The 21,144-nt window shown below is 58.0% G+C and carries 21 protein-coding genes and 1 riboswitch; of the genes, 6 read left to right on the top strand and 15 right to left on the bottom strand.

Features of this window, described 5'->3' with window-relative positions:
• Nucleotide 1 precedes the first annotated feature (1 nt).
• The 6 genes from RHM59_RS23815 to cobO are packed head-to-tail and all read right to left on the bottom strand — an operon-like array spanning nucleotide 2 to nucleotide 5,943.
• Nucleotides 2–1,477, bottom strand: coding sequence for a cobyric acid synthase (locus RHM59_RS23815; protein WP_322285558.1), 1,476 nt, complete (start codon nucleotides 1,475–1,477; stop codon nucleotides 2–4).
• Nucleotides 1,474–2,481, bottom strand: a complete 1,008-nt coding sequence (gene cobD / locus RHM59_RS23810) for a threonine-phosphate decarboxylase CobD (protein WP_322183446.1) — start codon at nucleotides 2,479–2,481, stop codon at nucleotides 1,474–1,476. Before cobD ends, RHM59_RS23815 begins: the two co-directional genes overlap by 4 nt.
• On the bottom strand, nucleotides 2,474–3,382 hold the full coding sequence (gene cbiB, locus RHM59_RS23805) for an adenosylcobinamide-phosphate synthase CbiB (protein ID WP_322285557.1): 909 nt from the start codon (nucleotides 3,380–3,382) through the stop codon (nucleotides 2,474–2,476). Before cbiB ends, cobD begins: the two co-directional genes overlap by 8 nt.
• Nucleotides 3,379–4,029, bottom strand: coding sequence for a 5,6-dimethylbenzimidazole synthase (gene bluB, locus RHM59_RS23800; protein ID WP_322285556.1), 651 nt, complete (start codon nucleotides 4,027–4,029; stop codon nucleotides 3,379–3,381). The genes cbiB and bluB overlap by 4 nt, the downstream gene beginning before the upstream one ends.
• The gene (locus RHM59_RS23795; RefSeq protein ID WP_322285555.1) at nucleotides 4,026–5,321 is read right to left on the bottom strand and encodes a cobyrinate a,c-diamide synthase; all 1,296 of its coding nucleotides are present in this window, start codon (nucleotides 5,319–5,321) and stop codon (nucleotides 4,026–4,028) included. Before RHM59_RS23795 ends, bluB begins: the two co-directional genes overlap by 4 nt.
• A gap of 10 nt (nucleotides 5,322–5,331) precedes the next feature.
• On the bottom strand, nucleotides 5,332–5,943 hold the full coding sequence (cobO, locus tag RHM59_RS23790; protein WP_322183440.1) for a cob(I)yrinic acid a,c-diamide adenosyltransferase: 612 nt from the start codon (nucleotides 5,941–5,943) through the stop codon (nucleotides 5,332–5,334).
• Nucleotides 5,944–6,048: 105 nt separating this feature from the next.
• A riboswitch (cobalamin riboswitch) is annotated at nucleotides 6,049–6,270 on the bottom strand.
• A gap of 146 nt (nucleotides 6,271–6,416) precedes the next feature.
• On the opposite strand from cobO, the gene RHM59_RS23785 reads away from it, so the two are divergent.
• Together RHM59_RS23785 and RHM59_RS23780 are read left to right on the top strand one after the other, a co-directional pair.
• On the top strand, nucleotides 6,417–6,995 hold the full coding sequence (locus RHM59_RS23785) for a hypothetical protein (protein WP_322285554.1): 579 nt from the start codon (nucleotides 6,417–6,419) through the stop codon (nucleotides 6,993–6,995).
• Nucleotides 6,996–7,160: 165 nt separating this feature from the next.
• Nucleotides 7,161–8,480, top strand: coding sequence for a sorbosone dehydrogenase family protein (locus RHM59_RS23780; protein WP_322285553.1), 1,320 nt, complete (start codon nucleotides 7,161–7,163; stop codon nucleotides 8,478–8,480).
• A 35-nt stretch (nucleotides 8,481–8,515) separates the two neighbouring features.
• On the opposite strand, the gene RHM59_RS23775 is transcribed toward RHM59_RS23780, so the two are convergent.
• From RHM59_RS23775 to RHM59_RS23750, 6 genes are all read right to left on the bottom strand, one after another.
• Complete coding sequence (locus tag RHM59_RS23775; protein ID WP_322165628.1) at nucleotides 8,516–9,058, bottom strand: C40 family peptidase; 543 nt, start codon at nucleotides 9,056–9,058, stop codon at nucleotides 8,516–8,518.
• 88 nt (nucleotides 9,059–9,146) lie between these two features.
• Nucleotides 9,147–9,812, bottom strand: a complete 666-nt coding sequence (locus RHM59_RS23770) for a C40 family peptidase (protein ID WP_322285552.1) — start codon at nucleotides 9,810–9,812, stop codon at nucleotides 9,147–9,149.
• Nucleotides 9,813–9,887: 75 nt separating this feature from the next.
• The gene (locus RHM59_RS23765) at nucleotides 9,888–10,631 is read right to left on the bottom strand and encodes an NAD-dependent deacylase (protein WP_416194716.1); all 744 of its coding nucleotides are present in this window, start codon (nucleotides 10,629–10,631) and stop codon (nucleotides 9,888–9,890) included.
• A gap of 28 nt (nucleotides 10,632–10,659) precedes the next feature.
• Entirely contained in the window at nucleotides 10,660–11,364 is a 705-nt protein-coding gene (gene hda / locus RHM59_RS23760; protein WP_322165631.1) for a DnaA regulatory inactivator Hda, read from the bottom strand.
• A 122-nt stretch (nucleotides 11,365–11,486) separates the two neighbouring features.
• Nucleotides 11,487–12,560, bottom strand: coding sequence for an AI-2E family transporter (locus RHM59_RS23755; RefSeq protein ID WP_322285551.1), 1,074 nt, complete (start codon nucleotides 12,558–12,560; stop codon nucleotides 11,487–11,489).
• A 52-nt stretch (nucleotides 12,561–12,612) separates the two neighbouring features.
• Nucleotides 12,613–13,689: a DUF2066 domain-containing protein gene (locus tag RHM59_RS23750; protein WP_322165633.1), complete on the bottom strand. Its 1,077-nt coding sequence runs from the start codon at nucleotides 13,687–13,689 to the stop codon at nucleotides 12,613–12,615.
• 348 nt (nucleotides 13,690–14,037) lie between these two features.
• Between RHM59_RS23750 and purM the strand changes: the two genes are divergently transcribed.
• The 4 genes from purM to RHM59_RS23730 all read left to right on the top strand — a co-directional run bounded on the left by purM (nucleotide 14,038) and on the right by RHM59_RS23730 (nucleotide 17,250).
• Nucleotides 14,038–15,096, top strand: coding sequence for a phosphoribosylformylglycinamidine cyclo-ligase (gene purM, locus RHM59_RS23745; RefSeq protein ID WP_322165634.1), 1,059 nt, complete (start codon nucleotides 14,038–14,040; stop codon nucleotides 15,094–15,096).
• Nucleotides 15,093–15,743, top strand: coding sequence for a phosphoribosylglycinamide formyltransferase (purN, locus tag RHM59_RS23740; RefSeq protein WP_322171071.1), 651 nt, complete (start codon nucleotides 15,093–15,095; stop codon nucleotides 15,741–15,743). Before purM ends, purN begins: the two co-directional genes overlap by 4 nt.
• Nucleotides 15,744–15,751: 8 nt before the next feature.
• Complete coding sequence (locus RHM59_RS23735; RefSeq protein WP_322165635.1) at nucleotides 15,752–16,468, top strand: DUF3108 domain-containing protein; 717 nt, start codon at nucleotides 15,752–15,754, stop codon at nucleotides 16,466–16,468.
• 602 nt (nucleotides 16,469–17,070) lie between these two features.
• A complete protein-coding gene (locus tag RHM59_RS23730; RefSeq protein WP_322165636.1) occupies nucleotides 17,071–17,250 on the top strand; it encodes a hypothetical protein in 180 nt (59 codons plus the stop codon).
• Between the two features lie 69 nt (nucleotides 17,251–17,319).
• Here RHM59_RS23730 and RHM59_RS23725 read toward each other — a convergent pair whose 3' ends face one another.
• From RHM59_RS23725 to relA, 3 genes are all read right to left on the bottom strand, one after another.
• Nucleotides 17,320–17,859 carry a DUF2058 domain-containing protein gene (locus tag RHM59_RS23725; protein WP_322165637.1) on the bottom strand — a complete coding sequence of 180 codons (540 nt, stop codon included), beginning with the start codon at nucleotides 17,857–17,859 and terminating at the stop codon, nucleotides 17,320–17,322.
• Nucleotides 17,856–18,680: a nucleoside triphosphate pyrophosphohydrolase gene (gene mazG / locus RHM59_RS23720; protein ID WP_322165638.1), complete on the bottom strand. Its 825-nt coding sequence runs from the start codon at nucleotides 18,678–18,680 to the stop codon at nucleotides 17,856–17,858. Before mazG ends, RHM59_RS23725 begins: the two co-directional genes overlap by 4 nt.
• A gap of 107 nt (nucleotides 18,681–18,787) precedes the next feature.
• A complete protein-coding gene (gene relA / locus RHM59_RS23715) occupies nucleotides 18,788–21,031 on the bottom strand; it encodes a GTP diphosphokinase (RefSeq protein WP_322285550.1) in 2,244 nt (747 codons plus the stop codon).
• Nucleotides 21,032–21,144 lie beyond the last annotated feature (113 nt).

Here is a 21,144-nt window from a genome sequence, read left to right as displayed (position 1 = left end):
GTCAGCTGACCTCCTCAACAGAATGGGTCAGACCACACAACTGGCGTAACAGCGTGCCATCCAGGTGGTTTTCCACCAGATCCGCCAAGCGCTCGATATCGCGCTCGCGCAAGGCGTGGTAATCTACCTGCTGCACATTCTGCAAACCGGCCCAGCGCAACAACGCGCTGCACGCGGCCGGCGATTCGAACAGGCCGTGCAAGTATGTGCCTAGAATTTGCCCGTCTGCGCTCTGTGCGCCATCGGGACGGCCGTCATCCAGATGCACCGCCGCATTCTCCAACGCAGTGCCACGGGTCACCCCGGCATGAATCTCGTAACCGCTGACCGGCGCGTCTTCCAACACAAGCCGACCCTGCACGTTTCGCAGTTGTTTCTCTTCTTCTAATACCGTGCTGATGTCCAGCAGGGCAAAACCGGCGCTGGTCCCTGCCGCACCTTCCAGACCCAGCGGATCCTGTATGTCCTGACCCAGCATTTGCAGCCCGCCGCAAATACCCATCACTTTGCCGCCGTAACGCAAATGACGAGCGATGGCGGTGTCCCAACCCTGGCTGCGCAGATAAGCCAGATCGCTGCGCACACTTTTTGAGCCCGGCAGGATGATCAAATCCGCAGGGGGGATGGCTTGGCCGGGACCGATAAATTGCAAATTGACCTGTGGGTGCAGGCGCAACGGATCGAAATCAGTGTGGTTACTAATGCGCGGTAACACCGGCACCACCACATTGAGCACCTGCTCGGCTTTCTCGGTCTGGCGCTGATCGAGGCCGTCTTCGGCCTCCAGATGCAGGTCCATGATGTACGGCAAAACCCCCACTACCGGTTTTCCGGTACGGGCTTGGAGCCAGTCAAGACCCGGTTGCAGTAACGCAATGTCGCCGCGAAAGCGGTTGATGATGAAACCTTTGACCCGTGCTTGTTCGCTGGGAGACAGCAGCTCCAGGGTGCCCACCAAATGGGCAAACACTCCGCCGCGATTGATGTCAGCGATCAACAACACCGGGCAATCCACCGCTTCGGCAAAGCCCATGTTGGCGATGTCACCGGCACGCAAATTGATCTCAGCCGGCGACCCCGCGCCTTCGACCATCACCACCGGGTACGCCGCGCTCAACCGTTGATGCGAGGCCAACACCGCTTGCATCGCAATCTCTTTATAGCCGTGGTACGCCACCGCGTTCATGGTGGTGACCACTCGCCCGTGAATGATTACCTGTGCGCCGGTGTCGCTGTTAGGTTTGAGCAGCACCGGATTCATGTCGGTGTGCGGCTCAAGGCCTGCCGCTTGCGCCTGCACCGCTTGGGCGCGGCCAATCTCGCCGCCGTCGGCGGTCACTGCGCTGTTGAGCGCCATGTTCTGCGGCTTGAACGGCACCACCCTGACACCCTGGCGGGTCAGCCAGCGGCACAACGCCGTTACTAGCGTGCTTTTGCCGGCATCAGACGTTGTGCCTTGGACCATCAGCGTAGTCATTGCCCATCCTTGTTGTAGTCACTCAACACTTGCTCAAGCCGCTGCCATTGCGCTTCGTCTGCAGGCAGCCCGAATCGTAAGCTGCTGTGTTGCGGGGTTTGACTGTTCAAAAACAATCGCAACAGCACACCGTGGCTTGCGCAGAATTCATGCACCGAAACCGCCAGCGGAGTCACGAGCCACTGAAACAACGCACAACCGCCTTGTGGTTCTAGGCCGTGTTGCGTCATCAGCGCGGCCAGCCGTTCACTGGCCTGCTGGGTGCGCAACCGTTGCTGACGGTGTCCCTCGACATCGTTGAGACACGCCTGTCCAAGCACCCGGGTCGGTCCGTTGATGGCCCAGGGGCCGATGTGGCGCTCAAGCAATTTCAGCAGTTGCGGTTCGGCAATCACAAACCCGAGACGCGCCCCTGCCAAACCGAAAAACTTCCCAAACGAACGCAATACAATCAGCCCGACACGCCAAGTCTCGGCGCTCAAACTCAACTCCGGCGTGTTGTCCATAAAAGCTTCATCAACCACTAGCCAGCCTCCTCGCTGAGCCAGCCGTGCATGCCAATCCAACAAGCGCTCAGGGGCAATGGTCAAGCCCGTGGGGTTATTGGGATTGACGACCACCAGCACGTGAAGACTGTCGAGAAAGTAGTCCACCTCGTCTTCGAGCATTTCGCGGACTAAGAAACCGCTGCTGCGCCAGGCTTCGGCATGTTCGGCGTAACACGGTGACAACACGCCGACTTTGCCCGCACGACGCAGACGCGGCAGCGCCTGAATCGCGGCTTGCGACCCCGGCACCGGCAACACCTGTTCTGCGCCGTAATAGGCGCAGGCGGCCGCTTCCAGACCGTCGTTGATTTCTGGCAAGCGCGCCCAGGCACGCGTCGGAATTTGTGGAACGGGCCATGGCCAAGGCGCAATGCCACTGGACAAGTCCAGCCAGTTGTCTTCGGCGATGCCATAACGCACGGCCGCTTGCTTCAAGCGGCCACCGTGTTCAAGCATACAATTGAGCCCCTACACACACGATCAACAACCATAACCAGACCCCGCGCTGGACCAGCTGCCAGCCACGGTCAATTGATTGGGCGTCGGCGGGAGCACCCTTGCCCAGCTGTGGACGCGTGTGTAACTCACCGTGATAAATCGCTGGCCCGCCTAACTCTACGCCTAACGCTCCGGCGCCAGCGGCCATTACCGGACCAGCGTTAGGGCTATCCCAGTGTGGCGCTTGCTCGCGCCAACACCGCAACGCCAGTGGGGTGTTGCCCAATATGGCGTAGGTTAACGCCACCAAGCGTGCTGGAACGTAATTTAAAAGGTCATCGATTTTCGCCGCCGCCCAACCGAAACGCTCAAAGCGTTCATTGCGGTACCCCCACATGGCGTCCAGGGTATTGCTCAAGCGGTACAGCACCACGCCCGGCACACCCGCGATCAAAAACCAGAACAAGGCGGCGAAGACCGCATCGCTGCCATTTTCCAATACCGACTCAGTGGCCGCACGTGCGACCTCGGTTGAATCCAGCTCGGCCGTCTGACGACTGACCAAATACGAAACCCGATGCCGCGCTTCATCCAGATCGGCGCCGCGCAAGGCCTGGGCCACCGGCTCGACATGTTCACCGAGGCTGCGCAAACCCAGCGCGCAATACAACGCTGCAATGTTTACCAGCCAGCCGACGTAGGGCAGCCAACTTAACGCTGTCGCCAGCAGGGTCAGTGGAACCACCGCGATAAACCAGGCGGTGACGCCATGGCTGCGCCAGCCACGTCCAGCCGAATTGAAGCGTTGCTCAATCCGATCGGCAAAGCGCCCGAAGGCTACCAACGGATGTGCTCGTTTCGGCTCACCCAGCAGCGCATCCAATGCGACGCCGGCGAGGCTCAATAACGCAACACTCATCGGGTCACGCCCCACTGATTTTCATACAGCAACTCGCTTAATGGCCGTACCTGCGCCCAGCCTTCCAAGACCAGCATCGGCGCCGGGTAGAATTCGGCCACCGGCCCCAGGCACAGAACCGCCAGCGGCTTGGCCCCGGCCGGCATGCCCAGCAAGTCAGCCAACGCCTGTGGCTCGAACAGTGACACCCAGCCCATGCCCAACCCTTCAGCGCGAGAAGCCAGCCAAAGGTTTTGAATCGCGCAGGACAAAGACGCCATGTCCATTTCCGGCAAGGTACGTCGACCAAAAATATGCCGTTCGCGGTCGTCCATCAACGCGGCGACCAAGACTTCCGCGCATTCATTGATGCCTTCGACTTTGAGCTTCATGAAGTCGTCCGAGCGCTCGCCCAGGGCTTGAGCGGTACGAATTCGTTCTTCCTCGACTTGCGCCTGAATACGCGTGCGCAACTGCGGGTCGCTGATTCGAATGAAACGCCACGGCTGCATCAAGCCAACGCTGGGCGCCTGATGGGCCGCCTCCAACAGACGCGCCAACAATTGCGGGGCCACTTCGCCGCCGATGAAGTGCCGCATGTCTCGGCGTTCGGCAATTGCGCGGTACACCGCTGCACGTTCGTCAGGGCTGAAAGCCAGATCATTCATGGTTTGAAAAGCGCCGCAACCGCGTGGGGGTTGGAAGGGAAATAGAAGTGCACGTAAGACGCAGTCATCCGACCGTCACGATAAACCGCCTCGGCACCGCGCCCACCGTTAGGGCTCACACCACGGGCGATGGGTTGCAACTCGGTGCTGGTCAGCGAATGGTGATACGTGTGGCCGCGCAGAACACCTTCGGGCAATTCGACGGTTTGTAAGGCCAAGGCTGCCAAACGTTTCTGCATCACCGCTTCGCCACTCAGCAAACCGACCAACTCGGCACGCTGGCCGTCGACATCGGTCAAGGCGTCGAGCAGGTAAAGCATACCGCCACATTCCGCCAGCATGGGTTTGCCCGCGACGTGGTGCGCACGAATGGCCGCCAGCATGGGCCGGTTTTGTCCCAGCGTCACGTGGTGCAATTCAGGGTAGCCGCCGGGTAAGTACAGGCTGTCGGCAGGCGGAATCTGCGTGTCGTGGATGGGCGAGAAAAACGACAACTCGGCGCCCATGGCTCGCAGTAGATCAAGGTTGGCACCATAGAGGAAGGCAAACGCCTCGTCATGGGCGACGGCAATCCTGACGCCCGCCAACGAAGACTCAATCACGACCAGATCGGGGGCCGCGAATTCGACCGGCGGCGGCAAGGCCACTTCGCAGGTGCTGGCCAGTGCAGCAGCGGCTGCATCAAGGCGGGCATCCAGATCATTCAGTTCGCTGGCCTGGACCAAGCCCAAATGACGGCTCGGCAGTTCGATCCCGGTTTCCCGCGACAACGCGCCGTACCAACGCAATCCTTCGGTGAGGCTGCCTTCCAGCAATTGCGCATGGCGCACGGTGCCGACGCGATTGGCCAACACCCCGGCAAACGGCAGGTCCGGTTGATAACGCGCCAAACCCAACGCCAATGCGCCAAATGTCTGCGCCATGGCCGTGCCATCAATCACCGCTAATACCGGCACCCCGAAATGACGGGCCAGGTCGGCACTTGAGGGTGTGCCGTCGAACAGTCCCATGACGCCTTCAATCAGAATCAAGTCAGCTTCGCCGGCGGCTTCCCACAACAGACGACGACTTTCATCGGCACCGACCATCCATAAATCCAGCTGATAAACCGGTGCGCCACTGGCCCGTTCAAGAATCATCGGGTCGAGAAAGTCCGGGCCGCATTTGAACACGCGCACGGTCCGCCCTTGGTTGCGGTGCAGACGCGCCAACGCAGCCGTGACGGTGGTTTTACCCTGACCGGAGGCTGGGGCCGCGATTAATACAGCCGGGCAATGACGCGGTGCGCTCATGAACGGTTACTCATAACTCAATGCCTTTCTGCGCACGAATCCCGGCCTGAAAAGCATGCTTGACCACGGTAATGTCGGAAACGGTATCGGCCAGGTCAATCATTTCGGGTTTGGCACCGCGGCCGGTCACCAGCACGTGCTGCATGGGCGGACGGGCTTGCAGATCGCTGAGTACTTTTTCCAGGTCCAGGTAACCGTGTTTGAGGGCAATGTTCAGTTCATCGAGCACGATCAGACCAATACTCGGGTCGCGGAGCATGTCTTGGGACACGGCCCAAGCGGCTTGCGCGGCGGCGATGTCACGCTGACGATCCTGGGTTTCCCAAGTGAAACCTTCCCCCATCACGTGGTACCGCACTTGCTCGGGGAAGCGCCGAAAAAACAACTCTTCGCCCGTGCTGTTGCGGCCTTTGATGAACTGTACAACACCGCATTGCATGCCATGGCCCATGGCCCGGGCGAGCATGCCGAACGCAGAACTGCTTTTGCCTTTGCCATTACCGGTGAGCACCAGCAACAGTCCGCACTCATCCGGCGAGCTGGCGATGCGTTCGTCGATCACGGCTTTTTTGCGCTGCATGCGCGCCAGATGGCGTTCATCGCGTTCGGGGGATTCGTTCATGTCAGCTCTCCGCTTGAGCAGGTCACGCGATAGCAAACGGAAGGCACAGAAATTGACTGCCAGCACGGCCAAAAAAAAGCCGTGCGCAGAGCATCGCCCGCCGTGATGCTGTTGGATGGATCAGGCCGGTCTCCGGGCTCATGAGTGGGATTTCCCTGCCATGCGCCTTCCCATGTCCATTTGGACACAGTGGCAGAGTGCACAGCGTCGACTCATTTACCGTTGCGGGGGCAGCGCCGGGATCGACCGCTTGACGCGCCCTCACCGGCTTCCCTGTTTCACTCCGCCAATCGTGGATTGCGAAGCACCTGAAACACGTCGCGAAGGGTAGAGGGTTGGGGGTAGAGCGTCAATCAAAGCGCCCTGTGGTTTGTCTTCCAGGAGGTCAAAACCACGTAAAACGCAGCTATTGTTTAATTTGATATCAAAAGGCCATAATCGTGACGCCAATAAAATAACAACGGAGAGACGCCATGCGCGGCTTGATCATCAGCAACCCAAGAGTGGAATTCCTTCGTCCAGCGTTAGAACGCTGGTTCGATTGCATCGACCGTTACAGTCAGGTCATGGGAGAAGGTGAATGCACGCATTGGTTCGACGAACGTACCAACCTCGGCGTGCTTTCCAACGCCGCGTGGATGGCGGACATGGTGACGCTGGAACATGCGCCCAGTAAAAAACAGCAGGATGATGGCGATCGAAGCGCCCGCACCGGCCTGTTCATCGCCACTTCGGAAGACAACGCTTATATTCAGGCCACGCAACGCTGGCCAACTTTCGGCGAAATCAACTTGACCCCGGCGCTGCTGGACATCGTTGGTGATGCCAAAAAAACCAGCTACGCCAACCATCTTAAGTTGGGCTGCCTGTTTGTCACGCCGCGCAAAACCCTGCAAAGCGCCACGCACGAAGAGCTGGAAGATTTCGTCGACGATTTGCAAAAACAAAACGCCTGTGCCATCGCCTGGTACTTCCCTTATGGTTATCGCAAGCTACACAACGAAGACGGCCAGTATTTCCCCGGTCTCGCACTGTTACTGAGAACAGCCTGATTAGCACCTTCCCCGCGTAATGCGCGAACGGATCGGAACGCTCCGATCCGTGGCGTACACCTTGACCCGCTTCTCATTTCAGCCGACGCAGCAATAAATGTTGAACCTCGACCGTGTAGCTGCCTCTATCTCCTTACTCGCCCCTTTGTTTTCATGGAGATCAGCATGCCCACTTTCAAACCCCAGATGGCTGTCCTTTTGGTATTGGCCGTCGGCCTGGCTGCCTGCGGCGAAACGTCCAGGCTGAGAGTGGCAGATGGCATGGGGCCAACGCCGATGCTGCCGGAGCCCAATAAAACGCTGATTCCGACGGTCAATATTGCCCCGGCCGTAGGCTGGCCTCAGGGCGCGAAACCGATTGCCGCGCCGGGCACTCAAGTGTCAGCGTTTGCCGAAGACCTGGACCATCCGCGCTGGTTGTACGTGCTGCCCAACGGCGACGTATTGGTCGCCGAAACCAACTCACCCGCCAAGCCCGATGATTCTCCAGGCATCCGCGGCTGGATCATGAGAAAAGTCATGGGCCGAGCGGGGGCGGGTGTACCCAGCGCCAACCGGATTACCCTACTGCGAGACAGCAATCACGATGGCATTGCTGAAACTCGCACAGTCTTTCTGAAAAACCTCAATTCACCGTTTGGCATGGCGCTGGTCGGCAACGATTTTTATGTCGCCGACACCGATAAGTTACTGCGTTTTCACTATGAAAACGGACAGACTTCTATCAGCGGTGAACCGACCACCGTGACCGATTTGCCAGCGGGCACGATCAATCACCACTGGACCAAAAACGTCATTGCCAGCAAAGACGGCAAGAAGCTTTACGTCACGGTGGGGTCCAACAGTAACGTTGGGGAAAACGGTCTCGACAAAGAGCAAGGTCGGGCGTCGATCTGGGAGGTTGATGCCGCCACCGGTGCGCATCGAATCTTTGCCTCCGGCCTGCGCAACCCCAACGGCATGGATTGGGAGCCACAAACCGGGAAGCTATGGACCGCCGTCAATGAGCGCGATGAGATTGGCAGCGACTTGGTGCCCGACTACGTGACCTCAGTCAAAGATGGCGCCTTCTATGGCTGGCCGTTCAGCTACTACGGCCAGCATGTGGACGTGCGGGTTAAACCACAGAACCCGCAACGGGTGGCCGAGGCCATTCCCCCGGATTATGCAGTGGGTCCACACACCGCGTCGCTGGGCATGACCTTCGCCGATGGAAAATCCTTGCCGGCACCTTTCAACCAAGGGATGTTCATTGGCCAACATGGCTCATGGAATCGCAATCCGCACAGCGGTTATAAAGTGCTGTTCGTGCCGTTCGCCAACGGCGTACCGACCGGGACGCCAATAGACCTTTTGAGCGGCTTTTTGAATGCTGACGACAATGCCCAAGGCCGCCCGGTCGGCGTGATCAATGATCAACACGGCGGGTTATTGGTGGCTGACGATGTGGGTAACAAAATCTGGCGGGTGACAGCGGCGCCTTGATGGGCCCGCTCCTACAGAATCCGTCGGTAATACTGCTACGGATTGCGCGCCAAGTGCTCTGGTTGAATAACGCGCTTGGCGTTGAGGTAGGCCTTTTGCCAATACGGTTTGGATAGACTGTCCAGCCGCACGGTGCCGCCTGTGGCGGGGGCGTGAACGAAGCGCCCTTCTCCGACGTAGATGCCGGCGTGGCTCACGGTTGAACCACCACCAGTAGCGAAAAACAGCAAATCTCCCGACTGCAACGCGTCGCGATCCACATTGGGCGCACGCATGCTCAGCATGTCGTGGGTCGAACGCGGCAGCGCGATGCCGGCCGAGTTTCGGTAAACGTAGCCAATCAGACCACTGCAATCAAACCCGGAGTCCGGCGTGTTGCCGCCCCAATGATAGGGCGTGCCGACCAATCCCAGCGCACGAATAAGCACATCTTCGGCAGCCGGTGAGGAATAATCGGAGGGAGCATAAACCACGGGTTGAATAACCCGAGAGCTTTGAGGCGAGGGAGTATGGCCGGCGCATGCACTGAGCAACGCGACCAGCATGCCTATTGAGCCAAGACGTAACGTAATCGACATAAACACAACAACCTGATCTGGATGCGGCTTACTGTGCCGAGAGCCGCAAGCACGTATAAGCCGATGACGGCTTACACGCCCCGGCTATTTACTGGTGTTGAGTCTGAATTGTAGTCGGAGCCATCGCTAATGCACGTTTGGCTTCGATAAAGGTCTTTTTCCAGTAGCTGTCGTCCAGGCTATCAACCCGAACACCGCCGCTGCGCGTACTGCTGGAGTGGATGAATTGATCATCGCCCAGATAGATACCCGCATGGCTCACACGACCACGGCCCTTGGTGCTGAAGAACAAAAGATCACCGGGCTTGAGGTCGTTACGCGCCACCAGGGGTGCGTCTACGTTGATCATTTCACGCGTGGAACGCGGCAGAGTCATGCCCGCTTGCTCGCGGAACAGGTAGCCGATGAAACCGCTGCAATCGAAACCAGATTCGGAGGTGCCGCCTGCACGGTACCGGGTACCGATCAAGGACATGCCGCGCTCAAGGATGCTGTCTGCGAGAACGGGCATGCGATACGGCTTGCTGCTTCCAAAATCGGCCAACTCTTTCTCGGTGATCAGCTCATCCGAGAACAGAGCGTCAGCATCATCAGACCCATCGGTTATCTGCGAGATACGCGCAGATTGCGCCGTCATGGAGTTCTGAAAAACCGGAGAGTGTTGCTGTTGTTGCGCGACGGGCATCTGTGCCGCGCAACCAAAAAGGAATGTAACCAGTGCGAGAGGCACGAGGGGTGCGAACCGAGTGAACATGTGCACGACCGTGGCTGATATGTAAAGAAGTCGAGACTATGCCCTCTATCATCCTCATTTGCAAATTCAATCGATCTAGATGTGACTTATCAGCAACTCCATAACCTCTAAGGCTCTACAGCCCAGAAACACATCCATCGCCGCGCTATGATCGGTGCGCTGCGGATTTATCTCTGCGGTAAAGCCCCCAGCCACACGCGCACGCAGCACGGGCTCATGAATGTACGGAAAACTGGCCGTGGTGCCGATCGTCAATACGGCATCAAAACCCTTGGCCATCTCCTCGTGCAGCGTCTCCATCGCCCGCTCGGGCAGCATTTCCTGAAACAACACCACCGGCGGGCGCAATATCCCCTGGCATGTTTTGCACAGTGGCGGTAATGGCCGCTGCAGATGCTCGCTCAACTGCGGATCAACCGCGCCGCAGGACTGACAGAACAAAGGTGACAGCTGCCCGTGAATTTCGATCAAGCGCTCAGGTGGACTGCCCGCTGCTCGGTGATAGCCATCGACGTTCTGCGTCAACACCCAACAGTCAGGCTTGATTCGCTGCAATTGAGCGATGGCGTAATGCGCTGCATTCGGTTGCGCCCCCAGACACGCTTTTCCCAACTCGGCGATGTATTTCCAGCACAGTGCGGGATCGCGGCGCAGCATCGGCCCTGACAACGCCATTTCGATGGGCAGACCGTCCACCGTTGTGCCGTTATAGAGACCGCCGACCCCGCGATAGGTGGGCAAACCTGAATCGGCCGACAGGCCAGCACCGGTAATCACTAAAATGCGCTGAGCGTGGCGTAGCGCCGCCGCCGTTTGCATCAGCAGATCCGGGGCTATCACGACGGAATTACCAACCCAGCGTCTCTTTCAAAAACGGAATGGTCAGCTTGCGTTGTGCCTGCAACGACGCTTGGTCGAGGCGCTCCAACAGCTCGAACAATGCGCTCATGCTGCGGGTGCCACGGGTCAGAATAAAATGGCCGACTTCATCGGTCAGGTGCAAGCCACGGCGTGAAGCCCGAAGTTGGAGGGCGCGCAGCTTGTCTTCGTCAGACAGCCCGCGCATCTGGAACACCAAGGCCATGGTCAGGCGCGATTTAAGATCGAGCAGCTTGACCGGCAACTCCCGGGGCGATTGCGACGCCGCAATCAATAAACGGCGACCGCTGTCGCGCAGGCGATTGAATAGATGAAATAAGGCTTCTTCCCACTCCGGCTTACCGACCACCGCTTGCAGGTCGTCCAGGCACACCAGTTCGTACCGCTCAAGATTGTCGAGGAGTTTGACCCCTTCACTTAAGAGATCGGCCAGCGGCAGGTATACCGCAGGCTCACCCATTTGCTCCAAGCGCAAGCAAGCAGCTTGCAACAGATGAGTGCGACCGACGCCGTCCTTGCCCCAGAGATAAATCAGGCTTTCGGTCCAGCCAGCATCGGCCTCACACAGCCGCTCGACATAGCCGAGTGCTGCAGCATTAGCGCCGGGATAGTAATTGATGAAAGTGGCGTCATCGCGCAGACGCACACCCAAGGGCAGCTGAATCGGTTTCATGCTGGCTGAGCGGTTCAGGCGAACCGCTAGGGGCCTCTGTGTAAAGTGTGCAAAGTTTATACCGGTGGCGCTGGGCACACAATGCGGTAGCAAAATCAAAGGTTTGAGACGGCCTGTAGAAGCTACAAATCAGGATCTTCCGTTCCGCCATAGATATCTGACTCTTTATAGACGTCATGGGCATGGCGCAGGACCACCATGATCACGGCTGCTACCGGGAGCGCCAACAACACGCCGGTGAAGCCAAAGAGCTCACCCCCGGCCAGAATTGCAAAAATCACTGCCACCGGGTGCAAGCCGATTCGGTCGCCCACCAGCAATGGCGTCAGCACCATGCCTTCCAGCGCCTGACCAATCATGAACACCGCGACAATGCCCATCATCGGGTACAGATCACCACCAAACTGAAACAGGCCGGCAATAATCGCCGCGCCAATGCCTATCACAAACCCCATGTACGGAACGATGGCGGCGAGACCGGCAATTACTCCGATCAACAGGCCCAGCTCCAGACCCACCAACATCAGGCCCGCCGCGTAGATGAACCCCAGGGCGACCATGACCAACAACTGCCCGCGAATAAATGCGCCTAACACTTCGTGGCATTCGCCAGCCAACTTGACGATTTGTCCTTCGCGATGGCGCGGCAAGAGGTTACGCACCTTCGCCATCATCACGTCCCAGTCACGCAGCAGGTAGAAGCACACCACCGGGATCAATATCAGATTGGTCAGCAAACCAATCAGCGCCAGGCTTGAGGCCGTGGCCTGGGCCAATACGATGCCAACGATGTCGCTGGTCTGGCCCATGTGCTCAGAAATAGCGGCCTTGACCTTGTCAAACTTCCAGAAACCTTCTGCCAGGCCCAGCTTTGCCTGGGTCCACGGCAATGCCGTGTGTTGCAACCAATCGAGTATTTGCGGTGCAAGCTCATACAAGCGGAACAATTGCTTGGCGAGCATCGGCACCAACACCAATAACAAAGTCATGAATACCAGTGTGAACATACCGAACACCACAACCACGCCCAGCGTGCGCGATAACCCGACGGCCTCCAGCCGGTCAACCAACGGGTCGGCCATGTACGCCAACAGCAATGCAATCAAAAACGGTGTCAGGATCGGGTGCAGCAAAAACACGAACACGCACAGCAGGGCAACCCCGCCAATCCAGAACAAACGACGTGAACCAGCCATTACTGCCCCTTTAACACCCGAAAATTAAAAACCGTATACAAGCATTCCATGTCTACCAGCGGAAATTCAACTGCGGCGACGAAGGCGTTTGCCGTGCTGGCGCAACAGGCGCCACCCCGCCAACGGCGGCTGGCTGGGTCGGCGCCTCAGGCGCTACCTCGCTGACCGGAACTTCCTGCAACTTGGCCAGGGACAACTGCGACCGCAATTGGTCAGCGCTGCCACTGAGGTCATAAGTGATGGAATCCCCTTCCACGCTTTTCAATTTTGCGCCAAACGGATCAAGCAAACGACCCAACTGCGCGTAGCGCTCCAAGGTCATGCCTTGCACGTGCAATACCAGACCGGTGGACGCGCCGGGCCTGACCACGAAATGCGGCGCCAGGCGCTCGCTGACTGCCAACATCACCGCATCAGCCAATGCCGCAGTATCCGTGCCAGTGGCGGTGCCCTGCTCACGCTGAGCACCGAGCCATAAACGCCACGTGGCTTGCCATTGTCCGCCGTCTTGATGGGCATGCACGGCCAGCAAAGCATCGGCGCCATATCGATCAGAGGCCTCTTTTAAGGGCGCAGGGTCCGAGCCTTCTAGATTCTTCGCGGTGGCGACGATTTGCTCACTTAAGTCCGCCAGCGGCAACCGTAACGGCAAGCCACGGTGCTGAGCCGCGCGGCGCAACGGTTCGGCCAGCGCCTGACCGTCGCCCACCAGATTTGAACCGTCAGTAGCATCGTTCAACCACCAGCCCAAAATGGCCGGGCGATTGGTGCCCCACAACGGCAGGCCGGCCTTTCGCAACGAGTTGTCGGCGCTGACCGGGTCGAAATCCACCAGCAAGGTTTCCGGCGGACCAGCCTCGTAGCCATATTTACTGATGATCTGCTGCGGGTCTTTGCGCACCTCAGACAAGCCCGCGCTTTGCATAGCCTTTGGATCACCGGTCAGACGCAGGACCAAGGTTTCGAGGGCGCGCTGGGTCGCCTGCGTACGCTCGTCAGGCGATTGCCCAGTAACGGGCTCACGCACTTGGTACAGGTTGCTGACGGTTTCCGCGAAGCTGGGCAAGCTGACAAGTGAGAGGCAGCCCACGAATAATAATTTAGAAAAACGCTGGGTAGAAAGACGCATTAAGGATTCCCGAAGGCCAAAAATGACACAAAAAAAAGAACGCATGACACAACTGATGCGGTTGAGACCACACATCGGGTCGAATCATTCACAAATAATCAGAGCTACACCTTATACAGGCGCCGACGAACGAGCCAGCGCGAGCACACTGGTGAATTATTTTCTCCTCAACAGCCTACCGGTCGGCCTAAGGATGGCCGCTGCCCTGTAAGCCTGATAAAATCGCGCGCCTTCACAGACTGACGATGGCAGCGGCCCCTGAAACGACGCGTTATTACCCTCGCGATGTTTTTTGAACGGCCCTGCTTTAGCAGTCGATCCCCCGAATCCCCCCTAAAGGCCTGGATTATGAGCAAGCAACCCTCCCTGAGCTACAAAGACGCCGGTGTAGACATCGACGCCGGTGAAGCATTGGTTGAACGCATTAAAAGCGTTGCCAAGCGCACCAAGCGTCCGGAAGTCATGGGCGGCCTGGGTGGCTTCGGCGCCCTTTGCGAAATCCCGGCTGGCTACAAGCAACCCGTGCTGGTTTCCGGCACCGACGGCGTGGGCACCAAGCTGCGTCTGGCGCTGAACCTGAACAAGCACGACACCATCGGCATCGATTTGGTGGCCATGTGCGTCAACGACCTGATCGTGTGTGGTGCAGAGCCGCTGTTCTTTCTCGACTACTACGCCACCGGCAAGCTCAACGTCGAAACCGCGACCCAGGTCGTGACCGGCATTGGCGCAGGCTGTGAACTGGCAGGGTGCTCGCTGGTAGGCGGCGAAACAGCTGAAATGCCGGGCATGTACGAAGGCGAAGACTACGACCTGGCGGGCTTCTGCGTCGGCGTTGTGGAAAAAGCCGACATCATCGACGGCTCGAAAGTCGCGGTCGGTGACGCACTGCTAGCCCTGCCGTCTTCTGGCCCGCACTCAAACGGTTACTCGCTGATCCGCAAAATCATCGAAGTCGCTGGCGCCGATATCGAAACCATCCAGCTCGACGGCAAGCCGTTGACCGACCTGCTGATGGCACCGACCCGTATCTACGTCAAGCAGGTGCTCAAGCTGATCAAGGACACCGGCGCGGTCAAGGCCATGGCGCACATCACCGGCGGCGGCCTGGTGGACAACATTCCGCGCGTACTGCCCGCAGGCACTCAAGCCGTGGTCGACGTCGCCAGTTGGCAGCGCCCGGCAGTGTTCGATTGGTTACAGCAGCAAGGCAACGTTGCCGAAACAGAAATGCACCGTGTCCTCAACTGCGGCGTCGGCATGGTTATTTGCGTTGCTCAGGAACACGTCGACATCGCGCTGAACGTGCTGCGTGAAGCCGGCGAGCAGCCGTGGGTTATTGGTCGGATCGCGAAAGCCGTTGAAGGCGATGCGCAGGTCGAGCTGAAAAACCTCAAGGCACACTGATGTCAGCGTGTGATGTAGTGGTGCTGCTGTCCGGTACCGGTAGTAATTTGCAAGCCATGATCGAGCGCCTCCACGGCGTCGATCAACCGGCCCGGATCTGCGCGGTAATTTCCAACCGCGCCGATGCTTTCGGCCTCCAGCGGGCCAAGGCTGCCGGCATCGAAACCCGGGTGTTGGACCATACCGCGTTTGAAGGCCGCGAGGCCTTCGATGCTGCGCTGATCGAGCTGATCGATACGTTCAAACCCAGGCTGGTGGTGCTCGCCGGATTCATGCGAATCTTGAGTGCGGCGTTCGTTCGGCATTATCAGGGACGCTTGATCAACATCCACCCTTCCCTGCTGCCGCGATATAAAGGCTTGCACACTCACCAACGGGTACTGGAAGCTGGTGACAGTGAGCATGGTTGCAGCGTGCATTTCGTGACCGAGGAACTCGATGGAGGTCCTCTGGTCGTACAGGCAGTCGTTTCGGTTGAGTCAGATGATTCGCCAAGCAGCCTGGCGCAACGCGTTCATGCTCAGGAACACCAGATTTATCCGCTGGCGATTCGCTGGTTTGCCGAAGGACGATTGAGCCTTGACGAACACGGCGCTTCGCTGGACGGCCAGTTACTTGGGGCCCGTGGCCACTTGATTCGAACCTAGGAGATACTATGCGTCGCGCTTTGCTGTTCGCTTTCGCTTTGCTCGCACTGCCTGCTGTTCAGGCCGCTGACCTGCAACCCTATTCTGCTTCATATACCGCTGACTGGAAGCAACTGCCCATCAGCGGCGGCACAGCTCAACGCAGCCTCGTAAAAGATGCCAACGACACCTGGACCCTGAGTTTCAAGGCTTCCATGATGATCGCCAGCCTGACCGAAGTCAGTACGCTGAAAGTCGACAAAGACGCCCTGCTGCCACAGACCTACAACTTCGAACGTGGTGGTTTGGGTAAATCCAAGAAAGTCGACATGACCTTCGACTGGGCAGCCAAAATCATCAATGGTTCTGACCGCGGCACCGCGTTCACCGTGCCACTGAATCGCGGCATCCTCGACAAATCGACGTATCAGCTGGCATTGCAGAACGACGTTGCCGCTGGCAAAAAAAGCATGAGCTACCAAGTTGTCGATGGCGATGAGGTCGACACTTATGACTTCCGCGTTCTGGGCCTGGAAAAGGTTTCCACTAAAGCGGGCCAAGTCGAAGCCATCAAAGTTGAACGCGTCCGTGATCCAACCCAAAGCAAACGCATCACCGTGATGTGGTTCGCCAAAGATTGGGACTACCTGCTGGTTCGCCTGCAACAGGTTGAGAACGACGGCAAGGAATACAACATCATGCTGCAAGACGGCACCGTCAACGGCCGGACCGTGAAAGGAAGCTGATTGGCCTGATGACGCGAAACCCCAAGGCCCCGCTTTTTAGCGGGGCTTTTTTACGCCCGTAACTCTCCTAGGAGCCAAGCTATTGGCGAGACGGCATCACTGACACAGCGCTTCGCCAATACGTTGGCTCTTATCAAACACCGGATAACCTTTTTGAATTCAGAAGATAATTTTAAGGACTGCCGAAGGCCGCGAAGAATATTGGTGCTTACTATTCCAAATCTGCCGAAGTCCTTGTGGGAGATTGGCTTGCCAACGAAAGCGTCATCGTAGGCGACCCAGGTTTCAAGTCGACATCAGCTGCGCGAGTACGGGCCTCTTCGCAGGCAAGCCTGCTCCCACAGAATGTGCTGCGCGACAGCGCGGCATCGATGACGTGGCGGACCCTCCTACAAGGCAAGCTGAACGCGAGCTGTCTGGGTAAATTATTCTTCATATTGATCCGTTCTGGCTCGCGCCCTTACAACCCGTGACCCAGAGCCATTTTTTCGGTTCTAGTAAAGGTGAATTGCAAATAAAAGCTATTTACTTAGTCTGCTAACAAAATTATAAAAGACGCCTGCGACGCGTTGTCGCAGACACCAGTGTCAGGAGTCTTCTAGATGACCGTAAAAGTTACTGAACGCGACTTTTCCCACCTCTCCCATGAAAGCCAGGCTTCTGGTCAGCAAGTTTGGGATGTACATCAACAGGACTTGTTGGTCGGGATGTTCCATAACGAGACGGAAGCTCACCAATACAAAGCTGAGCTTGAAGACCTGGAAAGCCAGCGCACCTCGTAAGACGTCATTTCGGAATCGCAGTAAAAACAAAACCCGCCTCGGCGGGTTTTGTTTATCTGGCGCAGAGGTTTACCACATCAGGTCATCAGGCACCTGATACGCCGCGTACGGGTCATCAGCATCCGGCGCTTCAGTTGGCACGTTAAGCAACACGATCCGGCGCGGGTCGCGCTCCTGGATCTTCAGTGCTGCTTCACGGGGAATGATCTCGTAGCCGCCCGCGTGGTTAACAATGGCTAACGACCCGGCGCTGAGCTTGTTACGCATCAACGCGTTGACCGAGATACGCTTGACCTTCTTGTCGTCGACGAAATTGTAGTAATCCTCGGTCGTCAGCTTGGGCAAGCGCGACACTTCGATCAATTGCTTGACCTGCGCGGCGCGGGCTTTCTGCTCGACCTTCTCCTGCTGCTGACGATTGAGCTCCTGATCACGCTTAGCCTTCTCGGCCATGACCTCTTGGGCAGCGCGCTTCTGGGAATCATCAGCTTCTATCTGGCCCTTGTGCACCAGACGCTGTTCTTTCTGCTTGTCTTTGCCGACCTGCTTGGCCTGCTTTTGATTGACCAAGCCTGCTTTGAGCAACTGGTCGCGGAGGGAAATACTCATGGCGCGTTCTTTTCCTGACGTTTGGCTTCGCCCCACAGAGCGTCCAATTCTTCGAGGGTGCAATTTTCTATGGGACGGTGGGTTTCGCGCAATACCTGTTCGATGAATCGAAAGCGTCTTTCGAATTTAGCATTGGCGGCGCGCAAAGCCGTTTCTGGATCAACTTTAAGGTGGCGGGCCAGATTGACCACCGAGAACAGCAAGTCGCCGATCTCTTCGGCAACCGCCTCAGCATCGTCATCGGCCATGGACTCCAGCACTTCGTCGAGTTCTTCGCGAACCTTGTCGAGCACCGGAAGGGCATCGGGCCAATCGAATCCGACCTGCGCCGCACGCTTTTGCAGTTTTACCGACCGAGACAAGGCCGGCAAGGCGTTTGGCACGTCATCGAGCAGCGACAACTGCTCCGGCGCCTCGGCCTTTTCCGCGCGTTCTTCAGCCTTGATTTCTTCCCAGCGCTGCTTGACCTGGGCCTCGTCCAAACGCGGGGTTTCCAACGGCGCGTATAAATCGCCCGTCGGAAACACATGCGGGTGACGACGTATCAGTTTGCGAGTGATGCTGTCGACCACACCGTCGAATTCGAAGCGGCCTTCTTCACGGGCCAGTTGGCTGTAATACACCACTTGAAACAGCAAATCACCCAATTCGCCCTGTAGATGATCAAAGTCACCGCGCTCAATGGCATCGGCGACTTCATACGCTTCTTCCAGGGTATGCGGAACGATGCTGGCGTAGGTCTGTTTGATATCCCACGGGCAGCCGAACTGCGGATCGCGCAGCCGGGCCATGAGGTGCAGTAGGTCTTGGAGAGTATGCATGGGAAGTCTCGTTAAACATTACTTTGTAGGAGCCAACGTGTTAGCGAAGCGGTTGTAAAAATGACACCGCTTCCAGCCTTCGCCAACACGTTGGCTCCTACAGGTACTCAAGGCGTTCTATTACGCCGGGTTTCGATGATGTTCGGCAGCTGGGAAATTCGTCCCAACAAACGCCCCAATGCATCCAGCCCCGGAATCTCGATGGTCAGCGACATGAGCGCGGTGTTGTCTTCTTTGTTCGAGCGGGTGTTGACCGCCAGTACGTTGATCCGCTCGTTGAGCAGGACCTGGGAAACGTCACGCAACAAGCCGGAGCGGTCGTAGGCTCGGATCACGATGTCCACCGGGTAAGTGAGCACCGGCACCGGCCCCCAACTGACCTGAATGATTCGCTCTGGTTCGCGACCACCCAACTGCAGCACTGACGCGCAATCCTGACGGTGGATACTGACGCCTCGGCCCTGGGTGATGTAGCCGACAATCGCGTCGCCCGGCAGCGGTTGGCAACAGCCAGCCATTTGCGTCATCAGGTTGCCGACGCCCTGAATCTGAATATCGCCGCGCTTGCCCGGCTTGTACCCCGTGGCTTTGCGCGGGATCAGTTCCAGTTGTTCGTTACCACGCTCCGGCTCGACCAGTTGCTGCGCCAGGTTCACCAGTTGCGCCAAACGCAGGTCGCCAGCGCCAAGAGCGGCAAACATGTCATCGGCAATTTTGAGGTTGGCTTTTTCCGCCAACTTATCGAAGTCCACCTGCGGCAGTGCCAACCGTGCGAGTTCACGTTCCAGCAAGGTTTTACCGGCGGCGACGTTTTGATCGCGGGCCTGCAATTTGAACCAATGGACGATCTTCGCCCGCGCCCGTGACGTGGTGATGTAACCCAGGTTCGAGTTCAGCCAGTCGCGGCTTGGCGTGCCGTGCTTGCTGGTGATGATCTCGACCTGTTCACCGGTCTGCAGGCTGTAGTTGAGCGGCACGATGCGCCCGTTGATCTTCGCCCCACGGCAGTTGTGGCCAATCTCGGTGTGCACGCGATAGGCGAAATCCAGCGGCGTCGAGCCTCTGGGCAAGTCAATGGCGTGACCATCCGGGGTGAACACGTAAACCCGATCCGGCTCGATATCGACCCGCAACTGATCCGCCAGCCCACCGATGTCGCCCAGCTCTTCATGCCACTCGAGCACCTGACGCAGCCAAGAGATTTTCTCTTCGTAGTGATTCGAGCCAGATTTGACGTCAGTGCCTTTATAGCGCCAGTGCGCGCACACCCCCAGCTCCGCCTCTTCGTGCATGGCGTGGGTACGGATCTGCACTTCCAGCACTTTGCCTTCGGGACCGATGACCGCCGTGTGCAGCGAGCGGTAGCCGTTTTCCTTGGGGTTAGCGATGTAGTCGTCGAATTCCTTGGGAATGTGCCGCCATAAGGTATGCACGATACCCAGCGCGGTGTAGCAGTCGCGGACTTCGGGAACCAGCACGCGCAACGCACGCACGTCATAGATCTGGCTGAATTCCAGACCTTTGCGCTGCATTTTGCGCCAGATCGAATAGATGTGTTTGGCGCGGCCGCTGATGTTGGATTTCACACCGGTGGCCAGCAGTTCGTGCTCCAACTGCCCCATGACATCGCTGATAAACCGCTCTCGGTCGAGGCGACGTTCATGGAGCAATTTGGCGATTTGCTTGTACTGATCGGGCTCTAGGTAGCGGAAGGACAGGTCCTCCAATTCCCATTTGATATGACCAATACCTAGGCGATGAGCCAGTGGCGCGTAGATGTCGAACACTTCCCGGGCGACCCGGTTGCGCTTTTCCTCTGCGACGTTCTTCACCGCACGGATCGCGCAGGTGCGTTCCGCCAGTTTGATCAGGGCGACGCGTACGTCATCGACCATGGCCACGAGCATCTTGCGCAGGTTTTCCACCTGCGCCTGGCTGCCCAGCACCAACGACTGGCGCGGGCTGAGACTGGCGCTGATCGCGGCCATACGCAGCACGCCGTCGATCAGTTTGGAGACCGTCGGGCCGAAGCGTTGGGTGACCTCTGGAAGCTGAATCTTGCCTTCGCGTACACCCCGGTAAATAACCGCCGCCACCAAGGAGTCTTGATCGAGCTTGAGGTCAGCAAGGATCTCGGCGATTTCCAGGCCAGCCTGGAAACTTGAGGTCCCTTCTGCCCATAAATTCTTTGAGGCGTTGTCTTGTTGCTCGGCGTGGCGGGCAAATTCGCACGCTTCTTTCAATGCTTGTCGGTCTAATACGAGGTCGACACTGACGACATGATCGAGCCATGCATCGAGATTGATACTGCCATCGGTGTTGATCGGCTGGTGCGCTCTCACCTGTACCATGTTGCTTACCTTCCCTACGGCGCGATAAAAAGCGCCTTCAGTCGCTGGCCTTCTTGAGCAAACGCCTCTTGCTGGGCAGGCAAGGGCTGTGCGTTCGCGGGCCAGTCGGATTA

It is taken from the genome of Pseudomonas sp. MH10, assembly GCF_034353045.1.
Taxonomy (GTDB): domain Bacteria; phylum Pseudomonadota; class Gammaproteobacteria; order Pseudomonadales; family Pseudomonadaceae; genus Aquipseudomonas.
The sequence above is the reverse complement of the archived record's forward strand: the minus strand, read 5'-3'. Positions and strand labels throughout refer to the sequence as shown.